A 21918-nucleotide genomic window follows, 5' to 3' on the forward strand; every position below is an offset into this window, starting at 1 on the left:
TTCTTTACCGTATTCCTGGAAAGGGATAAGTAGCTACTTATAAACAACTTACTCTTTCCTTCACAATAGAATTTAATTACTTTTCTAATTTTACTCATGTCTGTTATTTTGTTTGCCATAATCCGTATTTTTTTAACGAATGTATGGTGCTAACAACATGAAAAAGTCAGTAGTTTTTAATAATCAATTTACCCCAAAATTAGGTGGTCAATTTGAACTGGAAAGTGGTGGTCAGTTTGCTCCGGAACTGGTGGTCAATTTACACTGGAAAGTGGTGGTCAATTTGACCGGTTTTTCCAAAGAAGCATCTACTTCAGGGATTAACCCACTTTTAGCACGCGAATCGGTCATCTCGAAAAACACTTGGGCACGTTCGTGATTTCTTTCCTGAACATATTGGATTCGTTGACTTGCCAATAAATTAAAGTAGGAAGCACTTACTTTAATTTGATGATTAAAAATTTCCTGGTCTAAATCTGCCGAGGCAATTTGTTCTTTTTTTCGACCTAATTCAACTTGATTTTTAATCCTTCCAAAGGTGAAAAGATTCCAATTGACATTCGCAAAATATAAAGATCCAAACGCGGCATTCCAGTTTTGTTCTGCTAAAGGCATCGAAGAAGCCGCAGAAGCCAATCCGCCGTAAGCGTACATTGGTCCGTGTTGCGCATTGATAGTTCCAAAGCTTTGTTGTGCAGCCAAAGTTACATCTGGAAGGTATTGTTGTTTCTGAAATGAGGTGTTCTGCGCTGCTGCCGAAACAATAGATTTTTTAGATTTTATTCTATCGTAACTGACTACAGAACGTTGTAGTGCGTCTTCTAAGTGAAGTATTTGGGCATAACTATTCGTGTTAAGTGCCAATACTAAACCTAAAATAGCAATGATTTTTACTTTCATTGTATCGTATATTTAAAAATTAGACATAAAGAATTAAAGTAGTTCCAATAAATCATTGGATTACTTTCAATCAATTCAATACGCTAAAATCAAATTCTATATACGCAATGTAAAATATAGAGCGGATTGCCCCGAATGGGGACTTTGGAAGAAAGGTAATGGGGAATTTTTTCAGTATCAGAGGCAATCGGAAAATCAAAAAGAGTTCCCAACATTTTGTTCGGAATAGCCTCTCCTAAAAACTTAACCGAGGTTTCAAAATTGGATTGTTTTTTGGCAGCATCATCAACTTTGATAATTTTACTTTCGTGTTTACAACAATCTTTCTTTTTGTCTTTTAAACTCTTTTCCTTCGCCGAACAAATTGGACATGGTTTATCTGAATCTTGATGTGCCGTATTGGTTAGGCTTATTCTTTCTGTTGCTGTTCCCTTGCAGAAATGCGAGTACTGGGTAAAGCCAGAAGACAATACCAAATAAATTAAGGAAAGGAAAAGGATGAATACTTTTTTCATATTATAACGCACAAAGATAAAGATTCTAGCCTTCGAAGCTGTTAAAAAAACGATTTTTATAAATTGTTTATGATCGAAAAGTGGTTAGTGTACACCAAATACAATATAGTAAACAAAAATTTCATTTTTAAACAGCTTCTTAGCATAGATAATTATTAAATAATCTCCTTACAATTTTCTTTAAATTGATTAATTACACCTGTTTATATACACTAATAATTCAAAGATAGTCCTATGCCTAAACCCATATCACTATCATAATGTGTACGAATACCCATATTTTTATTGATAATATATTTCAATTCTGCCATATATTCCATATCAGTATTTACCATAAATCCTGCTCTTAACCGCTTAGAAACAGGAATATCTTCACGCATTAAAGACAAGCGGACAATACCATCGTGATATACTTCTGCTTGGAAATTAACCAACATTGGCAATGTGTACATAAAACCTAAACTAAAGGCTCTGCGTGTATCTTTTTCATTTTTCTGTCCGAATAAATTGGTTTCGTGTTCATCTATTCCCATTTTTCGATATCGCCAATCAAAACCAATAAAGGGCATAAGCCACTGCATTTTACCAATGTATCTGCCTAAGTGTGTTTCTATTTCATAACCGTGCATATCATTGTACCCTAAACGCCATTCTGTGCCTAAGCTCCATCTTGCATTCTGAAGCATTGCATCACCATCATTTCCATTGGTGGCAAAATCATTTTGTGCCATAAAATGAGGCATATTGCTCTCTTTCTGCAACATATTATATGCCTGTTTTTTATTAGGTAAATTGGGGTTTTGATAATCATCAACTGCAAAAACTCTATTCATTCCACCCATCATATGATATAGGATATGGCAGTGAAAAAACCAATCTCCTTCTTCATTTGCAAGGAATTCTATCGTATCGGTTTCCATTGGCATTATATCCAAAACATTTTTGAGTGGTGATTTTTCGCCTTTCCCATTAATCACTCTAAAATCGAAACCGTGTAAGTGCATTGGATGACGCATCATTGAGTTATTATGAATGGTGATGCGTAGAATTTCTCCTTTTTTTACAGGGATTTTATCAACTTCTGAAAGGATTTTATTATCCATACTCCATACATAACGGTTCATATTTCCGGTAAGGGTAAAATTGAGTTCCTTAACGGGTGCGCCTTTGGGAAGTGAAGTATTGTAGGGCGATTGCAACATTGCATAATTTAAGGTCTTAATTTCGCCTAACGCATTTGCATTGTAACGGTTAGGGTCATTATCCATATTCATATTGTGTTGGCTATGGTCTTGCTTTTGTTTTGCATCTCCTGTGATTTCGGGATACATTACTACGTTCATATCCATTTGATTAAGGCTCATTTTCATTCCCATATCGTCCAAATCGCCATTCATCTTCATCATATCGTTCATCATTTTCATACCTTCAAAATATTTCAATTTGGGAAGTGGCGATATTAATTGCTTAATGCCGTTACCTACGAAATAGCTTGCAGATTGCGTTCGGTCTTCGGTTGTAGCTAAAAATTCATAAGCAACACCGTCTTCAGGGATTGTTACCACTAGGTCGTAGGTTTCCGAAACCCCAATAATTAATCTATCTACTTCAACAGGTTCTACATCGTTGCCATCATTGGCTACTACGGTAATTTTTCCCCCTGCATATCGTAACCAAAAATAAGAAGATGCACCACCGTTTGACACCCTTAACCTTACTTTATCACCTGCTTTTAGTGTTTTGCCATCAACCGTTTTTAAATCAGTAGAATGATTTCCGTTAATTAATATTTTGTCATAATACACATCGCTTACGTCCATTGCTAACATCCGCTTCCATTCGTTCTTTATTTTTGTTTTAAAATGACCTTCTCTAATAGCTTCTGCATAAGACTGTGTTGCACCTTTTTTTATAGCCGACCAATCATTAGCACTATGCAACATTCGGTTAATGTTATTGGGATTTAGGTTTGTCCATTCACTTAAAATGATGGGTACAGTTGGTAAATCATCTATTCCTTTTCTAAAGGTTTTATCGTTATTCTTTTTCTTCATTACAAAACTGCCATACATCCCAATCTGCTCTTGTAAGCCTGAATGTGAATGATACCAATGTGTTCCGTGTTGGATAATTGGGAAACGATAGGTATATGTTGTACCTGCCTTAATTGGCTTTTGCGTAAGCCAGGGCACTCCATCTTCTTTGTTAGGTAAAAATACCCCGTGCCAATGCAAGGATGTACTTTCTTTTAACTGGTTATGCACTACAATTTCAGCGGTATCACCTTCTGTAAATGTAAGGGTGGGCATTGGTATTTGCCCGTTTACGGCAATGGCTCTTTTTTCTTTACCTGCATAATTGACAAGCGTGTCTTTTACATACAAATCATAGCGGACTACTTTTTGTGCAAATAAAGATTGCGTACAAAGTAGTATCAATACTACTTGTAGCAACTTTTTTGATATTTCTTTTTGTATATTCATTTTGATATTTTTATTAACAGATACTATTCTTGCTCTTCTAACCAACTTGTCAGTATTTTTATTTGTGCATTATTTAGTTCAGCATCCTTATGCATCAAAGTATATGATGGTAAAGGCATTTTGCCTGTTTTAATTTGTTTTTTTATAGACGTTAATAATCTCTCCTGTTTTCGGTTTGAGTATTTTCCCCAATCGTTGAAATTCAAGTCTTCTTTTGCACTTTTTATATGATTTTCTACCAAGAACCTTGCAGGTTGAATATAATCGTACCATACATAATTTGTATTATTACTATGGCAATCATAACAAGAAGTCCTTAAAATATTTCCTACTTCAATAGGCACATTAGACGATTGGATAAAATCAGTTTGATAAACCTGTCCTTTATCTACATTTAGGGTAGGCTGATAAACCTGAATAGCAATGAAAAGAAATAGCAAAACCATTGCTATTATCTTTAATTTACTTTTCATTTTAATATGTCTTTTTTACAGAACCGCACGAAATCATCTGACTACCATAATAAGGGTTTTTGATTTCCTTACTCTCGCTTATCCAAATTGCCCCTTTGCCATCGTTATACATAGGACAATGGTCTTGATAGAGTTTTTGTGGAGAACCAAACAATGCTATTAAATCGCTAACATCTTTACTTAATGGTGCTAAGTGCTCTCTTTGATGGTCTATCTTTCCAGCATTGTCACCTATATGCTCTGCGTTTTCTTTTGCATCATCTGCAATCTCCATATAGTCTTTATGCTTGTTGGCAGGAATGGCTTTCATATCCACTGCTTTTAGCGTAGCTAATAGTTGTTTGCCTGCACTGGCTGCTGCTTTGTCATTATCTGCAACAAGTGCATTTTTTAAAACCAAGTAATCTTTTACAATTGGTGCGATACTAAAATTTTGTACCTGCTCTTTTACGTCTATTTTTTTTGATTGTTTAGCTAATGTATCCGCTGTTGAAGCTACTGTATCGTTTTGTTCTGATGATGGTAAAGTTTGCGTTTCAGATAGTACCGTACTATCAGTAGCTTGCTGATCGTTATTTTTATTGGAAAATTGATTACAGGAAACTGTTATTACCGCAACTGTTGCCAATGTAATGATTGAGAAAAATATATTTTTCATTTTATGAATATTTAATGTTAATGTGTTATGCATTCACCAAGCTGGTAGGGCATCTTTTCTTTCTTTTTATTTTTTTTCAAATTCTTTCAGCTTCCGCTTCATAAATTCTATTTCTTCTGCTTGGGTTGCGAGTATGTTTTTTTGCAATTGTATGAGTTCAGGATCGGTAAGGTTTGCTTTTTCTGCCATTAGGACTGCTGCTGCGTGATGAGGTATCATTCCTTTTACAAATTGCTTGTCGCCAACACCTATTTGTTCTCTAATGCCAAACCACGAGAAACCACCAATAACAACTGAAATTATAATAATTGCCCAATTGATTTTTTTGTTATTGTACATGCTCTTCATTATCAATAATTCGATAAGTAACATTACAGAAATCATCAGCAAAGTCATATACAAATTATTAACGTTAGGTATGAGGTTGTACAATCCATCAATCATCGCATACATAATAAAATACATCGCGGCAAACATTGCAACAGCCATAATTACAAAGCGCTTGTACATTGCTAAAGAATCTTTAGAATTATTTTCTCCATTCTTTGAGGTATGTTGCATTCCTTGTTTGTGTTCCATGTTTTCCATAATAAAGAGTGCTTATTTGTTGCCAATTGTTTCAACTGTACTACCACAGGTAAGCATTTTGGAGCCGAAATATGGGTTTTTAACCACATTTTCTTTGCTCAGCCAGTTTGCTCCTTTGCCGTTGTTAAACATCGGACAGTGTTGGTAATAAATAGGGGTATCTTGTTTAGATACTTTTGTCAATTCATAAATATTTTTAGAAAGTAGTGCGAATGTTTCTCTTTGTTTTGAAGCATCCTTGGATTTAGAAATATTTTCTGCATTTGACATTAAATCCTTCATTACTTTCATCCAAACAGTATGTTCTTCCATAGCAAGTTTATTCATATCAACGGCATTAATAGCTGCGACTAATTTGGTAGCTTGTAAGGAGGCTAGATTCGCATCGGTTTTTACCAACGCATCTTTTATTGAAAAATAATTGTCAAAAACAGCATTTAGTTGTGATATGTTTTGAGTAGTAGCTGTATTTGCTTGAACCATTTCGCTGTGGTCATGGTTTTCGTGTTCATTTTTCATATCCATTCCTGCGTCTTTGCTTTTGGTTATTGGTTTTAACGTTCTTTCGTATTGGTAAGATGCGGGTAGTTTTGAATATAAATCATCAGGTGCTAAAAATTGCTCGTTATCATAACCTGCCAAAGCAATACGTTTTAAAATTTCATCCCGATTTGTTTTTTTGCTATCGTAAGTAAGCGTAGCAATCTTGGTGTCTTTAATCCATTCTACTTTTGCTACTTTATTTACGTTTCCTGCTTTTTCGATGTTTGTTTTACATATATCACAGTCGCCATATATTTTTACGGTTTCTGTTTTTGAGTTTTTGATTTGGGCAAAACCATTTACGGCTGATAGTAATACGGTGATTACCATCAATATTTTTGAAATTGATTTCATTTTGATTTTTTTTAATTTAATAAGATATACGAAAGGTTTGCGAAAACTTGATTTAGTTTTCGACAAGACACACGTATGGCTAACAAGCCATCGTTTTAGCTTATTTTAGGCGGTTGCCAAATGGAAGAGTAACCTGAAGAATAATAGGCTTGTTTGAAACCAAATTTTTGCTTTTTAATTTCAGCAAAAGGGTTTGTTACTTTTAAATCAAGTGGTATTGGGAAGCTTACAGAAGATGAAGAAGTGCTACATCTGCAAGAACTGTGTTTACAACTGCCCCCGCAGTCATGACCATCCTTACATTTTTTACAGGACTTGTCCTTGCAACTGTCTTTATGGTGCGATTTTTCAGATTTTTCTTTTGAGCAAGACTTTTGCTCTGTCTTATCTGTTTTTTTTGCACAAGCATAGCTTATGCTTGGCGTAAGGAAAACCCCCAAACACAGTAAGATAACAAAGCTGATATGTTTACTCAAATTTTTCAACACTACAAAATTATGAAATTATTTCTTTTAATTGCTATATTTTGCACTTTCGTGAACCGCAAATATATAATTTCAGATAAAATGTCTAAATGACCAATCTGCATAGTCCTTTTTATGCTCATTAAATAAATACCTGTTTAATTATCGACTTTGTTTCTTATACAATAAATAATTAAATAGGTATTCGGATAAAGAAGTTAATCCTTGCTTAACGGCTCAATTTTGAACCCTGCTTTTTGTACCGTTTCAATTACCTGTTCTTGGGTAATTCCTTCGGATTTTACGGTAAGCACCTTGTCTTTATTATTTGTGTCCACTTCCCAATGGCAAACACCTTCTGCATCATTCAGAAAGGGGGTTACTTTGGCTACACAACCGCCACAATTAATATTCGTCTTGAACTGTAGATTTTGATTATTATTTTCCATTTTTTTATATTTATTTGATAGTACAAAGTTGATGATACTTTTAAATGCGACTGTTGTACTATTTTTTATTTGATTTGTGATATTTACTGATTTACTTTTTCCATTTTAAAAGCAAACTATTGCTAACTACGCTTACACTGCTCAATGCCATTGCCGCACCTGCAATCATCGGATTAAGCAAGAAACCATTGATTGGGTAAAGAATACCTGCTGCGATAGGAATGCCGATAAGGTTATAGATGAACGCCCAGAACAGATTTTGTTTAATGGTTGCCACTGTTTGCTTGGATAAGCGTATTGCATGTGGGATTTTTGTCAGGTCTGATGAAATGATGGTCATTTTGGCTACGTCCATTGCAATATCACTTCCTTTACCCATCGCAATACTTACATCTGCCGTTGCTAATGCGGTACTATCGTTGATACCATCGCCAACCATTGCGACTACTTTGCCCTGTTTTTGCAGTTCTTTTACAAAGTCGGCTTTGTGCTGTGGCAATACTTCTGCTTTGTAATGTTTGATGCCTGTTTGCTGTGCAATGGCTTTGGCTGTCGCTTCATTATCGCCTGTGAGCATATATAAGTCAATTCCCATTTCTTGCATTTCTTTGATTGCCTGTACCGATGTTTCTTTGATTTTATCGGAAATAGCAACTACCGAAAGAGCCTGTTTGTTGTCTGCAAACCATATTACGGTTTTGGATTGTTTGCCCCATTCATCGGCTTGCTGTTGTAATGGCTCCGCAATATTGATGTTGTTTTCTGTCAATAGCTTTTTATTACCTACAAAATAGCTCTCGTTATTGTGATTGGCTTTTGCACCTTTACCTGTAATACTGTCAAACATTGATATTGAAGTGGTTGATACGCCATCAAGATGCTTCACTACTGCTTCTGCCAACGGGTGTTCCGATTGCTTTTCGATACTTAATAAAATATCTTTGGTTGCATCGTTATTGTTCAGCCATTGAATACCTGTTACCTGCGGTCTTCCCTCGGTAATGGTTCCAGTTTTATCTAAAACAATGGCATTTACTTTTTTGGCTAATTCCAAACTTTCAGCATCTTTTATTAAAATACCGTTTTCAGCACCTTTACCAACACCTACCATAATAGCGGTTGGGGTCGCTAAACCTAAAGCACAAGGACAGGCAATAACCAATACTGTAACTGCCGCTAATAATCCCTGTACCATGCTATTGTCGCCACCCAAAAAGAACCATAAAATAAATGTGAGAATAGCAATAACTATCACTATCGGAACAAAAATACCTGCAATCTTATCTACCAATTTCTGTACAGGTGCTTTACTTCCCTGTGCATCCTGAACGGTTTTAATGATTTGGGCAAGCATTGTTTCTTTGCCTACTTTAACGGCTTTAAATTGAAAACTTCCTTTTTGATTGATTGTACCCGCAAATACTTTTTCGTTTTCTTTTTTGAGAACAGGGACAGGCTCTCCGCTTAGCATACTTTCGTCCACATACGAATTACCCGATGTTACCATACCGTCCACCGCAATTTTTTCACCTGGCTTTACAAGAATAACATCACCTGCATTTACCTCTTCAATGGCTACCTGTTTTTCAGTTCCGTCAGAATGTAATACAATGACTGTTTTAGGCTGTAAGCCCATTAGTTTTTTAATGGCTGATGAGGTATTTCCTTTGGCTTTTTCTTCTAACAGTTTACCTAACAGAATGAATGCAATAATAACAGCTGCCGCTTCAAAATAAACGTGTGCGTGTAATCCTCGTTGATGCCAAAAGTCTGCAAACAGCATATTGAATACACTAAAAATATAGGCAATACCTGTACTCAACGCAACCAAAGTGTCCATATTAGCAGAACGGTGTTTGGCTTGTTTCCACGCATTGATAAAGAAATCCCTTCCAAGCCACAATACTACAGGAGTAGAAAATGCCCACATAATTTCATTCCCGTAAGGCATATCCATAAAGAACATACCAATAACCACAACGGGTAGCGACAATAGCACTGCCCAAATAGTTTTGGTTTTTAGTTTTTTGAATTTCTTTTCGTGAATGGCTTCAAGTGTTTCCTGCTGTGCGCTTTCCTCTTTAATCAGTAAATCGTAACCGGCACTTTGCACTGCTTTTTGTAGGATATAAGGATCGGTCATATTGGGAAGATATTCCACAACAAGGTTTCCTGTACCATAGTTTACCGATGCACTTACCACTCCAGGTTGGAGCTGTATAATACTTTGCGCACTTCCAGCACAAGAAGCACAAGTCATTTCCAAAACTGGGAAAGTGCCTTTTACTGTTGTAACACCATATCCAAGGTCTTTTACTGCTTTCACTGCATCGGTTACAACCTCCGCATTACTTACGGTAATGGCCGCCCTTCGGTTATTCAGTTCCACCTTGTAGCTCTGGATACCTTTAACCTGTGCAAGCCCTTTTCCTACTATTAAAGCACAGTGCTCACTATCAACATCTTCCAAAGGAAGATAAATGATTTCTTTATTATTATTTGTTGCCATATTTCGCTTGTTTTACTTTACAATGCAAAATTGGCAATAATTAGAATGAGGGTTATTGTAGTTTTGTGGAATTGATTTGTAAGATTTACTTAAACTTCATCCAAAGGCTTTCTTTTATCCTCACGAATTTGTTTAAAATGGCTGGGTGTTAGTCCGGTTACTTTCTTGAATTGGTTACTTAAATAAGCAACACTTGAATAATTCAGCCGGAAAGCAATTTCACTTAAAGACAATTCATCATACACCAATAATTCCTTGACCTTTTCTATTTTTTGAGCAATAAAATATTTTTCAATAGTAGTGTTTTCAATCTCTGAAAATAGGTTGGATAAGTAATTATAATCGTGGTGCAGTTTACTGCTTAGCACATCTGAAAGGTTGTTTTTGGTGTCGTTGTCTTGATGATGAACCAACTCTATGATTATGTTTTTTATTTTTTCGATGATACGGCTTTTTTTGTCGTCAATTAGTTCAAACCCTAATGAGGTAAGTACTTCCTCAAAATTCTTCTTTTGTTCATCGGTCAATTCTTTGCCCAATGTTACCTCTCCAAGTTTGATGTTTTTTACATCCAAACTTAATTTATCCAATTCATTTTGCACTACCATAATACAACGGTTGCAAACCATATTTTTAATAAAGAGTGTTGTCATATTTATTTGCACATTATAAACTCACAATTAATTTAATGGACAAATTTACGCTTTAAGTTTAATTACTCAGATTACTTACAGTATTTATTCCTGTTGCACCAAATGTTGCAAATCCGGATCATTCTTAATCCTTTCCAATTCCGTTGCAATAATTAGAACGATGTCTTTTTTTATCTGGCGATAATTGCTTTCGATTTCTTGTTTCATTTTATCTTCACCCTGCTCATCAACAAAGGATAGGATTTGTGGGATCTTTTGGTAAGCTTTAGTTTCAGCAGCAACCTTATCATTATCCACTACAATTTCAGCGTGGAATATTTTTTGTTCGATGCGTTCATCAAAATTATCCGAAACAGCACCTACAAACATACCTTGGGTTAATGTTGAGATTTTAGAAGCCGGAATTAAACTATCTAATTGTGTCGATATTGAAGTTGAGGTATCATTTCTGTTGATTGATAAACTTTGACGTTTCTGCAATACTTTTCCAAAACGTTCAGATAAACTTTTTGCTGTTTCGCCTACTACCTGACCGCTAAAAATATTACCAACGGTATTTTGGATAACCTTTGCCTCTTTATCTCCATAGTCCCTTATTAATTGAGAAAAATCCTGAAATCCTAAACAAACTGCTACCTTATTACTACGGGCAGTTGCAATAAGATTGTCCAATCCTCTAAAATATATCGTGGGCAACTCATCAATGATAACCGAGCTTTTGAGCTGCCCTTTTTTATTAATGAGTTTTACAATTCTCGAATTATACAATCCCAATGCTGCTGAATAAATATTTTGACGGTCGGGATTGTTACCTACACATAAAATCTTTGGCTCTTTGGGATTGTTGATGTCCAGTGAAAAATCATCGCCAGTCATTACCCAATACAATTGTGGCGAAATCATTCTTGACAACGGAATTTTTGCGGATGCAATTTGTCCCTGTAATTGGTCTTGTGCTCCGGATTGCCACGCATCCATAAAAGGCGATAGATAATTTTCCAAATCGGGATAGGAGGTTAAAATTGTAAAAACGTCCGAATATTTTTTGTTCAGCAATTCAATAGCGTGTGGAAATGTACAATACTTGCCGTCCTCATAGATTTTTAGATACCAAATAATGGCTGCCAATAGGATAATTGGGCTTTCCACGAAAAAATCGCCTTGCTTTTGTATCCACGACCTGTTGAGGTTAAGCATTATGGTATAAGCCGCTTCGTAAGCATCGGAAATATCCGTCATAAAATCTGGATTGAGTGGATTGCATCGGTGGCTCTTTCTCGGGTCGTCAAAGTTGATGACGTAAAATTTGGGTTGAACTTTGTACTTATCGCCGTGTTTCAAAAGATGGTTATAAGCAATAGTAGAAAGGTCGTCAAACTTGAAATCGTAGATGTACATTGAGAAGCCCTTTTCTATATGCTGCTTGATATAGTTGTTTACGACGGCATAAGATTTTCCGGAACCTGGAGTTCCTAAAACAATCGTTGCCCTGAAAGGATTTACAATGTTAATCCAACCCTTGTGTTCCTTTTTATTATACCAGAATTTGGTAGGCAGGTTTACAGAGTATTCATTTTCCATTAGTTTGGTTTCCTGCATGAAGCTTTCGTTTTCCATATTGAAAACGTCATTCATAAGGTTATTTTTCAATAACCTACTTATCCAAACACCAGCCATCATCAAGGTAATATAACCTAATGAAATAGTAAGGATATACAAAAAAGTGCCTATTACCGGAGTTAGTTTTAATAAAGACGTATTCAGAAAAAACAGCACAAAACCAATTCCCAAAGCAACATAGATTTTAGCCCACGTTATCTTTTCGTTCTTTACGCCTTTCGTTCCTAAGCAACTCAAAGCAAGCAAAACCAAAGCGAATGCTTTAGTATATAAGGTATGTGAAAATAAACCTGCTGTTCTGTCGAAATTGCCAAGTATTTTATTGATGACTTCCAACGTCCAGCCACGTTCTAAAAAGAAACCATAGCAGAACCAATAAAGATGCATTAGTACCAAAAGGATACTTACTGCCCGCATAAAAGCCATAATCTTGGCAAGTCCTCTTAAATCATCTTCTCCCTGCATTATTTTAATTTTTAATGTTCGGGCGTGAATTTAAAGGCTGTAAAGACTGACTTTGGAAAAGTGGTAGTCGATGGCAGTGAAAGGAAGCGTTTGGCTATCAGTTACTACTGACCTCTTATGCGTTTCTTTTTCTTCTTCATTTTGTTGGCAAAATCCATTTCTTCATAATCTTCACCTTGGGTTTCAGGTAGCAATCCTCCTAACGCTTCAACCAGTCCATCTTCGTGTTTTTCAGTATTTAAGAAGTCAAATAATTGATGAGGTTTTTCCGTTGGGACATCTTCTATATCGTTGGACTGTGATACTTTTTGTTGAGGTTGATTAGGATCTTTAAATTCGGGTTTGATATTATTGTTCCAATAAGCATTAAAGGTATTGGCAGAAAGTTCTTTGTCTAAACGGGAACCGTTCCAAACCGTTTTAGAATTGTGGTCAATAAAAGTTATTCCGTAAATACGACCAGTATCATTCCTACGAACCACAACATTAATGCCCTGTTCGGCTAATTGTTTTTTAAAGGTTTGTTCATCCTTTGTAGCTTGCAGAGCCGTAGTAACAGCTGATTTTAAAGTCTGTTTAGTTGGGTGGTTTTTTAAGGTTTCTTTCGATTTTTCAAAATGTAATTCCAATGCCGAAATTCCAACATCTTTTCCAAATAAGGAAGCTTTGAAGGGGTGACTTACTTTTTCACCTTTATCATTCAATGCGAAATATAATAGTCCTTGTTGGAATTTACCTTGCAGCTCGCCTTCCACTTTTTCCGTAGTAATATGGAACAACGAGAGTAAAGCATTGTATTCACCTAAAGTTTGAAACTGATAATAATTCGGCAGGTGGCGGACAACCGAAGCTATCTGACTTTTTGCATCACCTTTCTGGTAATTCACAGGGCTAAAAATCTTATTGTTCTGCTTATGTTCTTTATCCGTTGCAGGTATCAGTCCGTGTTGCCTTTCGAGTTCTCGGCACACATTCATAGACCGCCTTTTCTCAAATTTATCTGAAATCTTTTTGCCTTCTTCATTCACGCAAACCGAAACAATATGTATGTGCGTTCTGTCAATATCAGTATGCTTAAAAACTACAAAAGGTTGTTCCCCGTAGCCCATTTCCCGCATATACTGTTCTGCCAACTCCCTAAATTTTTCATCACTAACATTATCTTTCGGGTCGGGATTGAGCGAAATATGCAACGTATGTTTTTCGGTATTTCGATTTGCAATAAGATAAGGCATAAAAGATTGGCTTAATTGTGCTACAGAGTAATGCCCGCTTGGTGTTTCAATTATCTTATTGGCAAACAGAATTTGTCCATTTTCCTTTTCCACTTTAAGATTATTGTATGCCAAAGCACCATATAAATTACTGCTCCTTCCAATTTTTACTATCATTTTTAGACCTGCTTTTTCAGATGTTTTGCTTCAAATTCTTCGGTCATTTGAATGATTTTTTGGCATAGCATCGCCATTTCAGCCGTTTGTTTTTCTAATTTGTAGAGAAATGCTGCGGCTTTTTTCTCCGAAAAATTCTTGTACAATAGCTTTACAACTTGATTATAATTTACACCGACCGAGCGAAATTGACTGTGAAACGAGGTCAATCGCATATAGAAATCAACTGTTCCTTTATCAATTTGAATGGTCTTTATCGTTTTTTCAAAGATGCAAGACGTTATAAAATGTGCCTTTACCAGCATTCCCGATTGGTCAAAGAGCGAAAGAAATCGGCTGTGCTCTTCTTCATTAAAGGAAATTGTATATCTAATCTTTGCCGGGTCTTCTTTAGGTCGGCGTCCGGTCTTCTTTAATTGTTTTCTGTTGTTTTCGTTCATCACAAATCCATTTATAATTTACACAAAACCCTGACTTCGGAAGGTGTTTTTCAGCCCCCGGCAGGGCAAGTTGTTTTGAGCATCCGAAATCGTTTCGAGATGCTCAAAACACAACTTGCCGTGTTCTGATGAACACAAAAATCCGCCCTTCGGGACGGATTAAATGTAGCAGGGAAAAACGGCTCGATGCCGTTCTGCTTCGTGTCCATTTTATCAAGATGCTTTGTATAAATCCGTTAGTAAAATTCATTTTACAAAGTAACCAACTGTTGATAAGAGTATTGCAATGTGATACTAGGACAAATTCTGCCTTTGGAAGCCAAACACTACCACGATAATGTAAACACCTATTTATCTGCATTTATTTGTACTTACAAACACATATAGGGACATAGTTAGCTATGGAGGTAACAACGTAAGTACATCATTACCAATGTAAATAAATACAAATGTGCAGATGTAAAAAAGCGCTTATTGAAATACTTAAATATGCAATTGCGTATGCAAAAAAGCAGATACATAAATAAGTAATTATGGTTGTACAAATCTATTTGTCTACAGCCATAAAAATGTATTCAAGTACATAAATAGCCTAGTACGTAATTACCTGCTTATCTCTATAATTCTGTATAGAGCTACAAACCTATATACGCACCTAAGTAATTGAGAATATAAATTTTAAAAACAGTTAAAATATGAATGCAAAACACAAAACAGTATTTATCGCCTTTTCATCTCAAAAAGGCGGTGTGGGAAAAAGTACATTTACAACATTGGTTGCAAGTACGATGCACTATCGGTTGGGTTATAATATAGCCGTATTTGATGCCGATTTTCCCCAGCACAGTCTGATGAAAATGAAGGCTCGTGATTTGGCGATGGTAATGGAAAACGAAGCTTTAAAAAAGCTGGCTTACAAACAATTTACCACCATCAACAAAAAAGCCTATCCGATTATGCAATCCAAAGCTGATAGTGTATTAGAAACCGCTCACGAATTTTTAAGTAGTTCTTCAGTGCCGATTGATGTGGTCTTTTTTGACCTGCCCGGAACGGTTAACACGCCTGGTATTTTGAATGCATTGGCAGGAATGCACCACATTTTTACACCTATCACGGCAGACCGAGTGGTAATGGAAAGCACACTGATTTTTACACAGCTTTTGCAGGATGTGATTATGAAAAAAGGCGAAACTTCCATAGAAACCATCAATCTGTTTTGGAACCAGGTTGATGGCAGGGAAAGTACACCTTTATATGAGGTTTATAACCAACTCATCGACCAATTAGGATTAAGCCTGATGCAGAGCCAAATCAAAAACAGCACCCGTTTTCGCAAAGAAAGTGAAGTAAACAGCAAAGCCGTTTTCCGCTCTACGGTAATGCCACCTGATGAACGCTTGATGAAAGCCTGTCAGTTAGATCAATTTGTAAATGAATTTTTAAAAATCATTCAATTATAGTCTAATGGAAAAAGAAAATAAAAAAAAACATACGCCCGATATTAACGAGGAACTGATGATGAGCCTGATGGTAGATGGCGTAAAAAAAGAGGGATTACAGTTACCCATAGAACAAACTGTTGCAACCCTCGAAAAGGAATATGTTCAGCCCGAAAAATTACTATTGGAGAAACCTACTGTGAAGGAAAAGACCAAAATTAAAAAAACAAACGAAACAGATTACGAAAGCCTCTTTTTCAAAAGAACAGACACGAATGCCCGAGATGGAAAAACGGTATATATTCGACCAGATTTTCACGAAAAATTGTCACGTATTGTACAAGTGATAGGCGAAGACAAAATATCAATTTACGGTTATTTAGACAATTTACTGGATTACCATTTTCAGGAATTTGGTAAACAGATTACCAAGAGTTATGATGATAAATACAAACCCATTTTATAAGTTATGGAAATAGTAATTGTGATATGCCTGCTGATTGTGATTGCCCTGCTTGTGCATGACAAGATTGTAATCAAAAAAAATTCAGAAAGAAAACCGATACAGGAAAAAAGCAACCCTAAACTGCCCGATATTATGGGGCAACCTAGACCTAAGAGAAGCCTTTCGGTGCCAAACAATGCCACCGAAAGCCAAGTTGAAGAACTGGAAATAAATCCAGATAATTTTGACATAGAATACGACGAAAATGAAAACGTAGGTATTCAAATTCCGCAGGAAGAACTGGATGAAGTTTTCAGAAATATGCCTGATTTTGAAGATGAGGAAGAAGAATGGAACAGGTACGGAATATCCAGTGACGATAACGGTTTTGCCCAAGGGGTTACCTTTGAAGAACTAAGCTCCGTGGGGATGTTGCTACAAAAAGAAAAATTGGAGCCGTCTCAAAAGGAAACAGCGATAACTATAGTTCAGAAAATACAGGGAACCGAATTATTCAGCCTTTTGGAAAATTCTATGGAAGGCGCTTCTCGTAAAATAGCAGAGCTATTGGACAGTAGCCTTTCTTCTGAAACGGAAGCCAGTTCTTCCACTTTGCGGAAAAATGATTTGAGAGATTTTGATATCGGGGAGTTTGTGTGAGCAAACTCCCCGATATCATTTTTTAATTAACAATAGCCGCTTAATCAATATTAATTACGTTATCGTTCCCGAACCATCCATTTGCTTTTGCAATTACTTGTGCATCTGGATTATGAAAGAATACGGCTAAATTTTCTTTAGCTCGTGTACAACAAACGTAAAATAATTTTTGAGTTCTTTCTAAGACACTTGGGGTAGCTGTGCCCAAGAACATTTTTTCAAAATTGTAATTATTCCATCCTCCATTATCGAGAATAACTAAGACATTGTCAAATTCAGCACCTTTAGTTTTATGTTGCGTAGAAAATGGAGTTTGACCTTCTAAATATTCATACAACTTTTGAAACTCATTAAATTTGACATCTTTTACACGGTTATATAAATATTGGTTCTTCTCCTTAAATACAAGTAATCTGTCATCTATCAAGGAAATACCTTTTTCGTGAGCATCAGTAATAACTTCCTCAATTGTTTTTTCTCCAACATTTATAAGATTATCGATATTCTCTTTCAACAATCTTTTGTTGGCAATACTTCTTATGTGTATTCTGTAATCCGTTACTCTCAAAAATTCATTATACTGCTTGTTTTTATAAAGAGATATACTATTCTGGATTTTGAACAAATGTTTAATCAAATTATCTCTTTTTGACCCTTTCTTGTTTTCATCATCTTTATCTTGTTTTTTATCGTCAGTCAGAGCGTCTTTATTCATATAAATTTTCCTTACCTCAGAAAATAGCTTGTCCTTTAATTGATTGTATAATTCTGCCTTTATTGGGTCTGCTAATAAAATATCTTTCTTTAAATTTCTTTGTATGTTTTTCAACTGAAATTTATCGACTACAACATCAAAAGTGTCATTATCATCTATTGCAATTTCCGGTCTATTATTTTTCTTGTTATCCTTTATTTTATTAAGGATATCCGTCTTTAATCCAATGATAGGGTCACTATCGTAAATATCCATTAATTCTCTAAACCCTGCCTTACTAGCTATCAAATTGTGTGTAAGATTGAGTTCTTTTGTTTGCTTCGTATTATTGAAATCCCAACCATAATTTTCCCTTAAGGATTTCTCTACTTTTTCAATATTGCCATCAGTTGAATATAAAAACAAAACTGTCCCCTGTTTTACTAAACCTTCAACCATATTGGGTGCATTAATATCGATTGAGGGTTCTTGTATAATACCATCTGTCCGAAGTTTGTTAGCAAGGTTGATAACAAGCTGAGGATTTCTTCTATTCTGTTTCTTTAGAATTTCTTTTACTTTATCTGCATCTTGACCTTTGTATTCATCTAAATTACCAATACCATCTTCATAAATTGATTGCATTGCATCGCCAAAGAAACCAATAATATTCTTCCTTTCGCTTTTCTTGAAATGAGTAAGAAAGGTATCTACAACAGCTTTGCTTGTATCTTGGTATTCATCAATAAAGATGAATTGGAATTTATCCTTTACAATACTGCTAAGCTTTGGGTATTTGTCAAAAAGATAGTTTGCAACCAAAAGCAATTCATCGTGGGATATAATACCATCTCTTAACCTGACATATTCCTTGTATTGTATTCCATCTTCTAGACCCTCATAGTAAGTATTAGGAATAGGGTTTGCATCATCAATGGAAATTCTACTAACCTCTTCATCATTAGCCAATGCGATAATAGCTACTTTAAGCTCTTTTTGAAAGTGTTTTATATTATCCCAAAGAAAATCGTGGATTGTAGATACGTTTAGGTTTTTATGATTAACCCTTTCTTCAATTTCTTTAACAGCCGCATTCGTATAAGTCATACAAGCAACTTTAGCAGTTGGATTTTCTAAAATTGCCTGACGAATTACACTTACTAAAGAATAGGTTTTGCCACTACCAGCTCCACCACTAAGAAGGAAATTTCTACCTGCATCAATTGATTGAAATATTTCTTGTACTTCGAGTTCTAAATTTAATCTTTCTTCAACCATAACAAGCCATTTTTAATGTAAGCCGGAATATTCCAATTATTAAATTTTTCATCACTGTGATATAAAATATCTAAAGCGAAATGGGTTTTCTTTTTAATACAATTATCTGCTAAGACATAGGGGCTTTTCGTGTCATCATCAAAATAAGAAGCATTTTTTATTCCCTGAAAAGTAGCTTTATTTCCTTTTACAAATTCTCTATTAAGATGTATAAAAGCATCTTCAAAACTTCTTGCGTGATAAGTATTTTCTTCCTGTTGGTAACATATACAAATTGTAGAACTCCCAACAGTAATTGTTCTATCGCCAACTGCCAAGGCTTTTAAATCGTCCCACGTTACAGCTTTTAGGAAATGATTTATTGCAGAATTGCTTGTTTTGGTACCTTCATTAACAGGACACGCTCCCCAAACATCTTGTTCTTTGTCATTTTTCCCTACGACCTTCATTGCATCAATGTCTGTTAATATCAATGATTTAATACCCAAGAAGTCAATAAACTTCTCAAAGATTTGTGAATATGCACCGACTTCGATAGTTGATATATTTTGAGATAGAAGCGGTAAGAATGTATCCTCGTTTCCTTCCACTTCTAAACGTGCAGCTTCTTCTAAGTCAACTTTTCGCATAAAAGTTGGTATTAAAATCCTTTCTGTATCTCCTTCAATAAGAACAGCCTTATCAGCAAAAAAGATTTCAGCTCTGCTAATTGTTAGGTACTGTTTTAAGAATTGATATTGTTTTGGGTCGGCATCATATTGAGTTCTTAAATCTTTAAGATTTTTCGCAGTTACATTATTCGTTGCTATTGTTTTCAAATATTTTATATCATCGAAATCACTATCTGCAACAATATGTGATGAATGCGTTGTAATTAAGTACTGTAATGTTCTATCTATACCATCATTTCTTTTGATACCTTCTCCAAGTAGTTTTTTTATATTTTTTATAAAGACATACTGCATTTGGGGATGGGTATGAGCTTCCGGTTCTTCTATAATAAGTAAATTAATATCGGCAGGCTTCTTGTCCTTATCTTTTTTGAAATCTTGTACCAAAATTTCAATTTCAAAAATCATACTTATTAGGTTCATATAACCTAAACCGTTGTAATGCTCTGGTAACTTATGGTCATCGTGAGTGTATACTACTGTAGTATTTCCTTCAAGTAATTCTCGATGTTGTAATGTTGAAATAATTGCTATATCAGTATCATTCAACTTAACGCCACCAAAATCTTGTACTTTTTTTATTACGTCTTTAAATAAATCTTTGTAGATGTCGCTTAACGTACTATCTGTTTCTGAAAGCTGGTCTTTAAAATCTTCAGTAGCTTGATCCTTATCACTACTGTCTTCTTGTTTTTTATAGAGACTTGACGTTTGTTTTGAGAGTGTGTTTTCTTTTTCTTTATTTGTTACATCTCTTCTTGCACTTATGTACTTAAAGTTGATAATATCCTTTAAATTAATGTTTTCACTAACAAGGTCGATTGGCTTAGTTTCGGTAATCTTATTTGCAGTCGTATCGTATTCAAAAGAAAATTTATGAATTTTATAATAAGCTTCTATGTTTTGCTTTAAAAAATCTTTTAGTTCCCGTGGCTTATATTCTTTCTTCTTAGCATTTTTCGCATTTTCACTGGCTGCGAAGATTGCATAGTCAGCTTTTATTTTTAAAAAAGCATCATAACTTACAGTGTATTCAAAACCTAAAACAATATTGTTATTGTCAGGATCTAAATCCATCAATACTCTGCTAACATTAGATAAATCATCAGTATCGTTATATTCAATATAGATTTTCAGTTTAATACCTTTAGGAGAGAATTCATCGGGAACATCAGCCGATTTGATTAAACTTTCTAATTCGTTTTTAAAATCAATATTCAAATCATCATAAGAAAATTTACTTTTTTCATTTATAAATTTATCCAGAACTGACAGAATAGAAGTCTTTCCTGTATTGTTTTTTCCGATAACAAGAGAAAGTTCATTTTCAAGGTCCATTGAAAAAGTCTTCAGTAATCGAAAATTTTCAACTTCTATTTTTTTTATCTTCATAATAGTTGGTTATAGTATTTGATTAGTTTTTATTCTCATCTTTTCTTAATCTTTTTTGCGATATTTTTAAAACTTGTTCTGCTACAGGTTCATTTAGTAGCAATTCAATTATTTTATCTGACAGCCATAAAACCAATAGTTCATTAATATCGGTATTGAAAAATTTTGCAAGTTTTTCAATATGTTTTCTTGGCAACAACCTTTCCCCGTTTTCTACCTTACTGATAAAAGCATTATCTAACTCCAAAGCTGCGCCAACTTCTCTAAGGAATAAACCTTTACTTTCTCTCAATTCTTTTATGCGTTTTCCAAATGTCATTTTGAATTTATAAGACTTGTCTAAATAAGTCAAATATAACAAAAAAACTTTAAAAAAATAAGGATTTAAGTTTCCCAATTATGCCACCCACAGCCAAACAATTCCTTTGACTGTCACTTTGTTATAACGCCTTTATTTCTGAAACACCTTTGTCACGAAAGCCCGCAAGGTGTGGGAAAGAATAACAATTTAATGTGTTTCAATTATGAAAAAACAGAGAAAAAAAGCTTTGCTGGCAGCCGTGGCTATGCTGTCGGGAATTGGTGCCTTCGCACAAGGAAATGGTACAGCCGGTATCAACGAAGCAACCCAAATGGTAACGTCTTATTTCGATCCTGCCACACAACTCATCTACGCCATTGGTGCCGTAGTAGGTCTCATCGGAGGTGTTAAAGTGTACAACAAGTTCAGTTCGGGTGATCCTGATACGAGCAAAACGGCGGCTTCGTGGTTCGGTGCGTGTATTTTCCTCATCGTAGCGGCAACCGTCCTTCGTTCATTCTTTCTTTAAT

At 35.1% G+C, this 21918-nt stretch carries 21 protein-coding genes; 4 read left to right on the top strand and 17 right to left on the bottom strand.

The annotated features are described in order from the left end of the window. Positions 1-231 precede the first annotated feature (231 nt). From E0F89_RS14650 to mobA, 14 genes are all read right to left on the bottom strand, one after another. Entirely contained in the window at positions 232-900 is a 669-nt protein-coding gene (locus E0F89_RS14650) for a TolC family protein (protein ID WP_131910526.1), read from the bottom strand. 89 nt (positions 901-989) lie between these two features. Then, complete coding sequence (locus tag E0F89_RS14655; RefSeq protein ID WP_131910527.1) at positions 990-1415, bottom strand: HYC_CC_PP family protein; 426 nt, start codon at positions 1413-1415, stop codon at positions 990-992. Positions 1416-1627: 212 nt separating this feature from the next. Beyond that, positions 1628-3898, bottom strand: coding sequence for a multicopper oxidase domain-containing protein (locus E0F89_RS14660; RefSeq protein ID WP_131910528.1), 2271 nt, complete (start codon positions 3896-3898; stop codon positions 1628-1630). A gap of 23 nt (positions 3899-3921) precedes the next feature. Then, positions 3922-4371 carry a heme-binding domain-containing protein gene (locus E0F89_RS14665; RefSeq protein WP_131910529.1) on the bottom strand — a complete coding sequence of 150 codons (450 nt, stop codon included), beginning with the start codon at positions 4369-4371 and terminating at the stop codon, positions 3922-3924. 1 nt (position 4372) lies between these two features. Beyond that, positions 4373-5029 (bottom strand): DUF3347 domain-containing protein, encoded by a 657-nt coding sequence (locus E0F89_RS14670; RefSeq protein ID WP_131910530.1) that lies wholly within the window; start codon positions 5027-5029, stop codon positions 4373-4375. Between the two features lie 66 nt (positions 5030-5095). After that, positions 5096-5608 (bottom strand): DUF305 domain-containing protein, encoded by a 513-nt coding sequence (locus tag E0F89_RS14675; RefSeq protein ID WP_243699534.1) that lies wholly within the window; start codon positions 5606-5608, stop codon positions 5096-5098. A 21-nt stretch (positions 5609-5629) separates the two neighbouring features. After that, entirely contained in the window at positions 5630-6514 is an 885-nt protein-coding gene (locus tag E0F89_RS14680; protein WP_131910532.1) for a DUF3347 domain-containing protein, read from the bottom strand. A 95-nt stretch (positions 6515-6609) separates the two neighbouring features. After that, positions 6610-6990, bottom strand: coding sequence for a hypothetical protein (locus tag E0F89_RS17270; RefSeq protein ID WP_207915824.1), 381 nt, complete (start codon positions 6988-6990; stop codon positions 6610-6612). 206 nt (positions 6991-7196) lie between these two features. Continuing rightward, positions 7197-7427 (bottom strand): heavy-metal-associated domain-containing protein, encoded by a 231-nt coding sequence (locus E0F89_RS14690; protein ID WP_131910534.1) that lies wholly within the window; start codon positions 7425-7427, stop codon positions 7197-7199. A 91-nt stretch (positions 7428-7518) separates the two neighbouring features. Continuing rightward, positions 7519-9936 (bottom strand): heavy metal translocating P-type ATPase, encoded by a 2418-nt coding sequence (locus E0F89_RS14695; RefSeq protein ID WP_131910535.1) that lies wholly within the window; start codon positions 9934-9936, stop codon positions 7519-7521. An 89-nt stretch (positions 9937-10025) separates the two neighbouring features. After that, a complete protein-coding gene (locus tag E0F89_RS14700) occupies positions 10026-10589 on the bottom strand; it encodes a helix-turn-helix domain-containing protein (protein ID WP_131910536.1) in 564 nt (187 codons plus the stop codon). Between the two features lie 84 nt (positions 10590-10673). After that, entirely contained in the window at positions 10674-12674 is a 2001-nt protein-coding gene (mobC, locus tag E0F89_RS14705) for a conjugal transfer protein MobC (protein ID WP_131910537.1), read from the bottom strand. A 104-nt stretch (positions 12675-12778) separates the two neighbouring features. Next, positions 12779-14065 carry a conjugal transfer protein MobB gene (mobB, locus tag E0F89_RS14710; protein ID WP_131910538.1) on the bottom strand — a complete coding sequence of 429 codons (1287 nt, stop codon included), beginning with the start codon at positions 14063-14065 and terminating at the stop codon, positions 12779-12781. A 2-nt stretch (positions 14066-14067) separates the two neighbouring features. After that, positions 14068-14505: a conjugal transfer protein MobA gene (gene mobA / locus E0F89_RS14715; RefSeq protein ID WP_131910539.1), complete on the bottom strand. Its 438-nt coding sequence runs from the start codon at positions 14503-14505 to the stop codon at positions 14068-14070. A gap of 695 nt (positions 14506-15200) precedes the next feature. Between mobA and E0F89_RS14720 the strand changes: the two genes are divergently transcribed. From E0F89_RS14720 to E0F89_RS14730, 3 genes are read left to right on the top strand one after another with little or no spacing between them, the layout of a single operon-like run. Continuing rightward, a complete protein-coding gene (locus tag E0F89_RS14720) occupies positions 15201-15968 on the top strand; it encodes a ParA family protein (protein WP_074590685.1) in 768 nt (255 codons plus the stop codon). 4 nt (positions 15969-15972) lie between these two features. Further along, on the top strand, positions 15973-16413 hold the full coding sequence (locus E0F89_RS14725; RefSeq protein ID WP_131910540.1) for a DUF3408 domain-containing protein: 441 nt from the start codon (positions 15973-15975) through the stop codon (positions 16411-16413). 3 nt (positions 16414-16416) lie between these two features. After that, a complete protein-coding gene (locus E0F89_RS14730; RefSeq protein ID WP_074590690.1) occupies positions 16417-17052 on the top strand; it encodes a conjugal transfer protein TraD in 636 nt (211 codons plus the stop codon). 40 nt (positions 17053-17092) lie between these two features. On the opposite strand, the gene E0F89_RS14735 is transcribed toward E0F89_RS14730, so the two are convergent. Genes E0F89_RS14735 through E0F89_RS14745 form a run of 3 tightly spaced genes read right to left on the bottom strand, consistent with a single transcriptional unit; the run spans position 17093 to position 21406 of the window. After that, positions 17093-19024, bottom strand: a complete 1932-nt coding sequence (locus E0F89_RS14735; protein ID WP_074590692.1) for a UvrD-helicase domain-containing protein — start codon at positions 19022-19024, stop codon at positions 17093-17095. Then, entirely contained in the window at positions 19006-21087 is a 2082-nt protein-coding gene (locus E0F89_RS14740; RefSeq protein WP_131910541.1) for an ATP-dependent endonuclease, read from the bottom strand. The genes E0F89_RS14735 and E0F89_RS14740 overlap by 19 nt, the downstream gene beginning before the upstream one ends. A 22-nt stretch (positions 21088-21109) precedes the next feature. Beyond that, a complete protein-coding gene (locus tag E0F89_RS14745) occupies positions 21110-21406 on the bottom strand; it encodes a helix-turn-helix domain-containing protein (RefSeq protein WP_074590872.1) in 297 nt (98 codons plus the stop codon). A gap of 205 nt (positions 21407-21611) precedes the next feature. On the opposite strand from E0F89_RS14745, the gene E0F89_RS14750 reads away from it, so the two are divergent. Next, a complete protein-coding gene (locus E0F89_RS14750) occupies positions 21612-21917 on the top strand; it encodes a DUF4134 domain-containing protein (RefSeq protein ID WP_074590696.1) in 306 nt (101 codons plus the stop codon). Position 21918 lies beyond the last annotated feature (1 nt).

It is taken from the genome of Flavobacterium caseinilyticum (genome assembly GCF_004349085.1).
GTDB lineage: Bacteria > Bacteroidota > Bacteroidia > Flavobacteriales > Flavobacteriaceae > Flavobacterium > Flavobacterium caseinilyticum.

Coding starts and splice junctions, on each gene's coding strand:
- E0F89_RS14725 (WP_131910540.1), top strand. CDS start 15,973: ATGGAAAAAGAAAATAAAAAAAAACATACGCCCGATATTAACGAGGAA.
- E0F89_RS14730 (WP_074590690.1), top strand. CDS start 16,417: ATGGAAATAGTAATTGTGATATGCCTGCTGATTGTGATTGCCCTGCTT.
- E0F89_RS14660 (WP_131910528.1), bottom strand. CDS start 3,898: ATGAATATACAAAAAGAAATATCAAAAAAGTTGCTACAAGTAGTATTG.
- E0F89_RS14675 (WP_243699534.1), bottom strand. CDS start 5,608: ATGGAACACAAACAAGGAATGCAACATACCTCAAAGAATGGAGAAAAT.
- mobC (WP_131910537.1), bottom strand. CDS start 12,674: ATGCAGGGAGAAGATGATTTAAGAGGACTTGCCAAGATTATGGCTTTT.
- mobA (WP_131910539.1), bottom strand. CDS start 14,505: ATGAACGAAAACAACAGAAAACAATTAAAGAAGACCGGACGCCGACCT.
- E0F89_RS14680 (WP_131910532.1), bottom strand. CDS start 6,514: ATGAAATCAATTTCAAAAATATTGATGGTAATCACCGTATTACTATCA.
- E0F89_RS14750 (WP_074590696.1), top strand. CDS start 21,612: ATGAAAAAACAGAGAAAAAAAGCTTTGCTGGCAGCCGTGGCTATGCTG.
- E0F89_RS14665 (WP_131910529.1), bottom strand. CDS start 4,371: ATGAAAAGTAAATTAAAGATAATAGCAATGGTTTTGCTATTTCTTTTC.
- E0F89_RS14735 (WP_074590692.1), bottom strand. CDS start 19,024: ATGGTTGAAGAAAGATTAAATTTAGAACTCGAAGTACAAGAAATATTT.
- mobB (WP_131910538.1), bottom strand. CDS start 14,065: ATGATAGTAAAAATTGGAAGGAGCAGTAATTTATATGGTGCTTTGGCA.
- E0F89_RS14740 (WP_131910541.1), bottom strand. CDS start 21,087: ATGAAGATAAAAAAAATAGAAGTTGAAAATTTTCGATTACTGAAGACT.
- E0F89_RS14655 (WP_131910527.1), bottom strand. CDS start 1,415: ATGAAAAAAGTATTCATCCTTTTCCTTTCCTTAATTTATTTGGTATTG.
- E0F89_RS14690 (WP_131910534.1), bottom strand. CDS start 7,427: ATGGAAAATAATAATCAAAATCTACAGTTCAAGACGAATATTAATTGT.
- E0F89_RS14700 (WP_131910536.1), bottom strand. CDS start 10,589: ATGACAACACTCTTTATTAAAAATATGGTTTGCAACCGTTGTATTATG.
- E0F89_RS14695 (WP_131910535.1), bottom strand. CDS start 9,936: ATGGCAACAAATAATAATAAAGAAATCATTTATCTTCCTTTGGAAGAT.
- E0F89_RS14670 (WP_131910530.1), bottom strand. CDS start 5,029: ATGAAAAATATATTTTTCTCAATCATTACATTGGCAACAGTTGCGGTA.
- E0F89_RS14650 (WP_131910526.1), bottom strand. CDS start 900: ATGAAAGTAAAAATCATTGCTATTTTAGGTTTAGTATTGGCACTTAAC.
- E0F89_RS14720 (WP_074590685.1), top strand. CDS start 15,201: ATGAATGCAAAACACAAAACAGTATTTATCGCCTTTTCATCTCAAAAA.
- E0F89_RS14745 (WP_074590872.1), bottom strand. CDS start 21,406: ATGACATTTGGAAAACGCATAAAAGAATTGAGAGAAAGTAAAGGTTTA.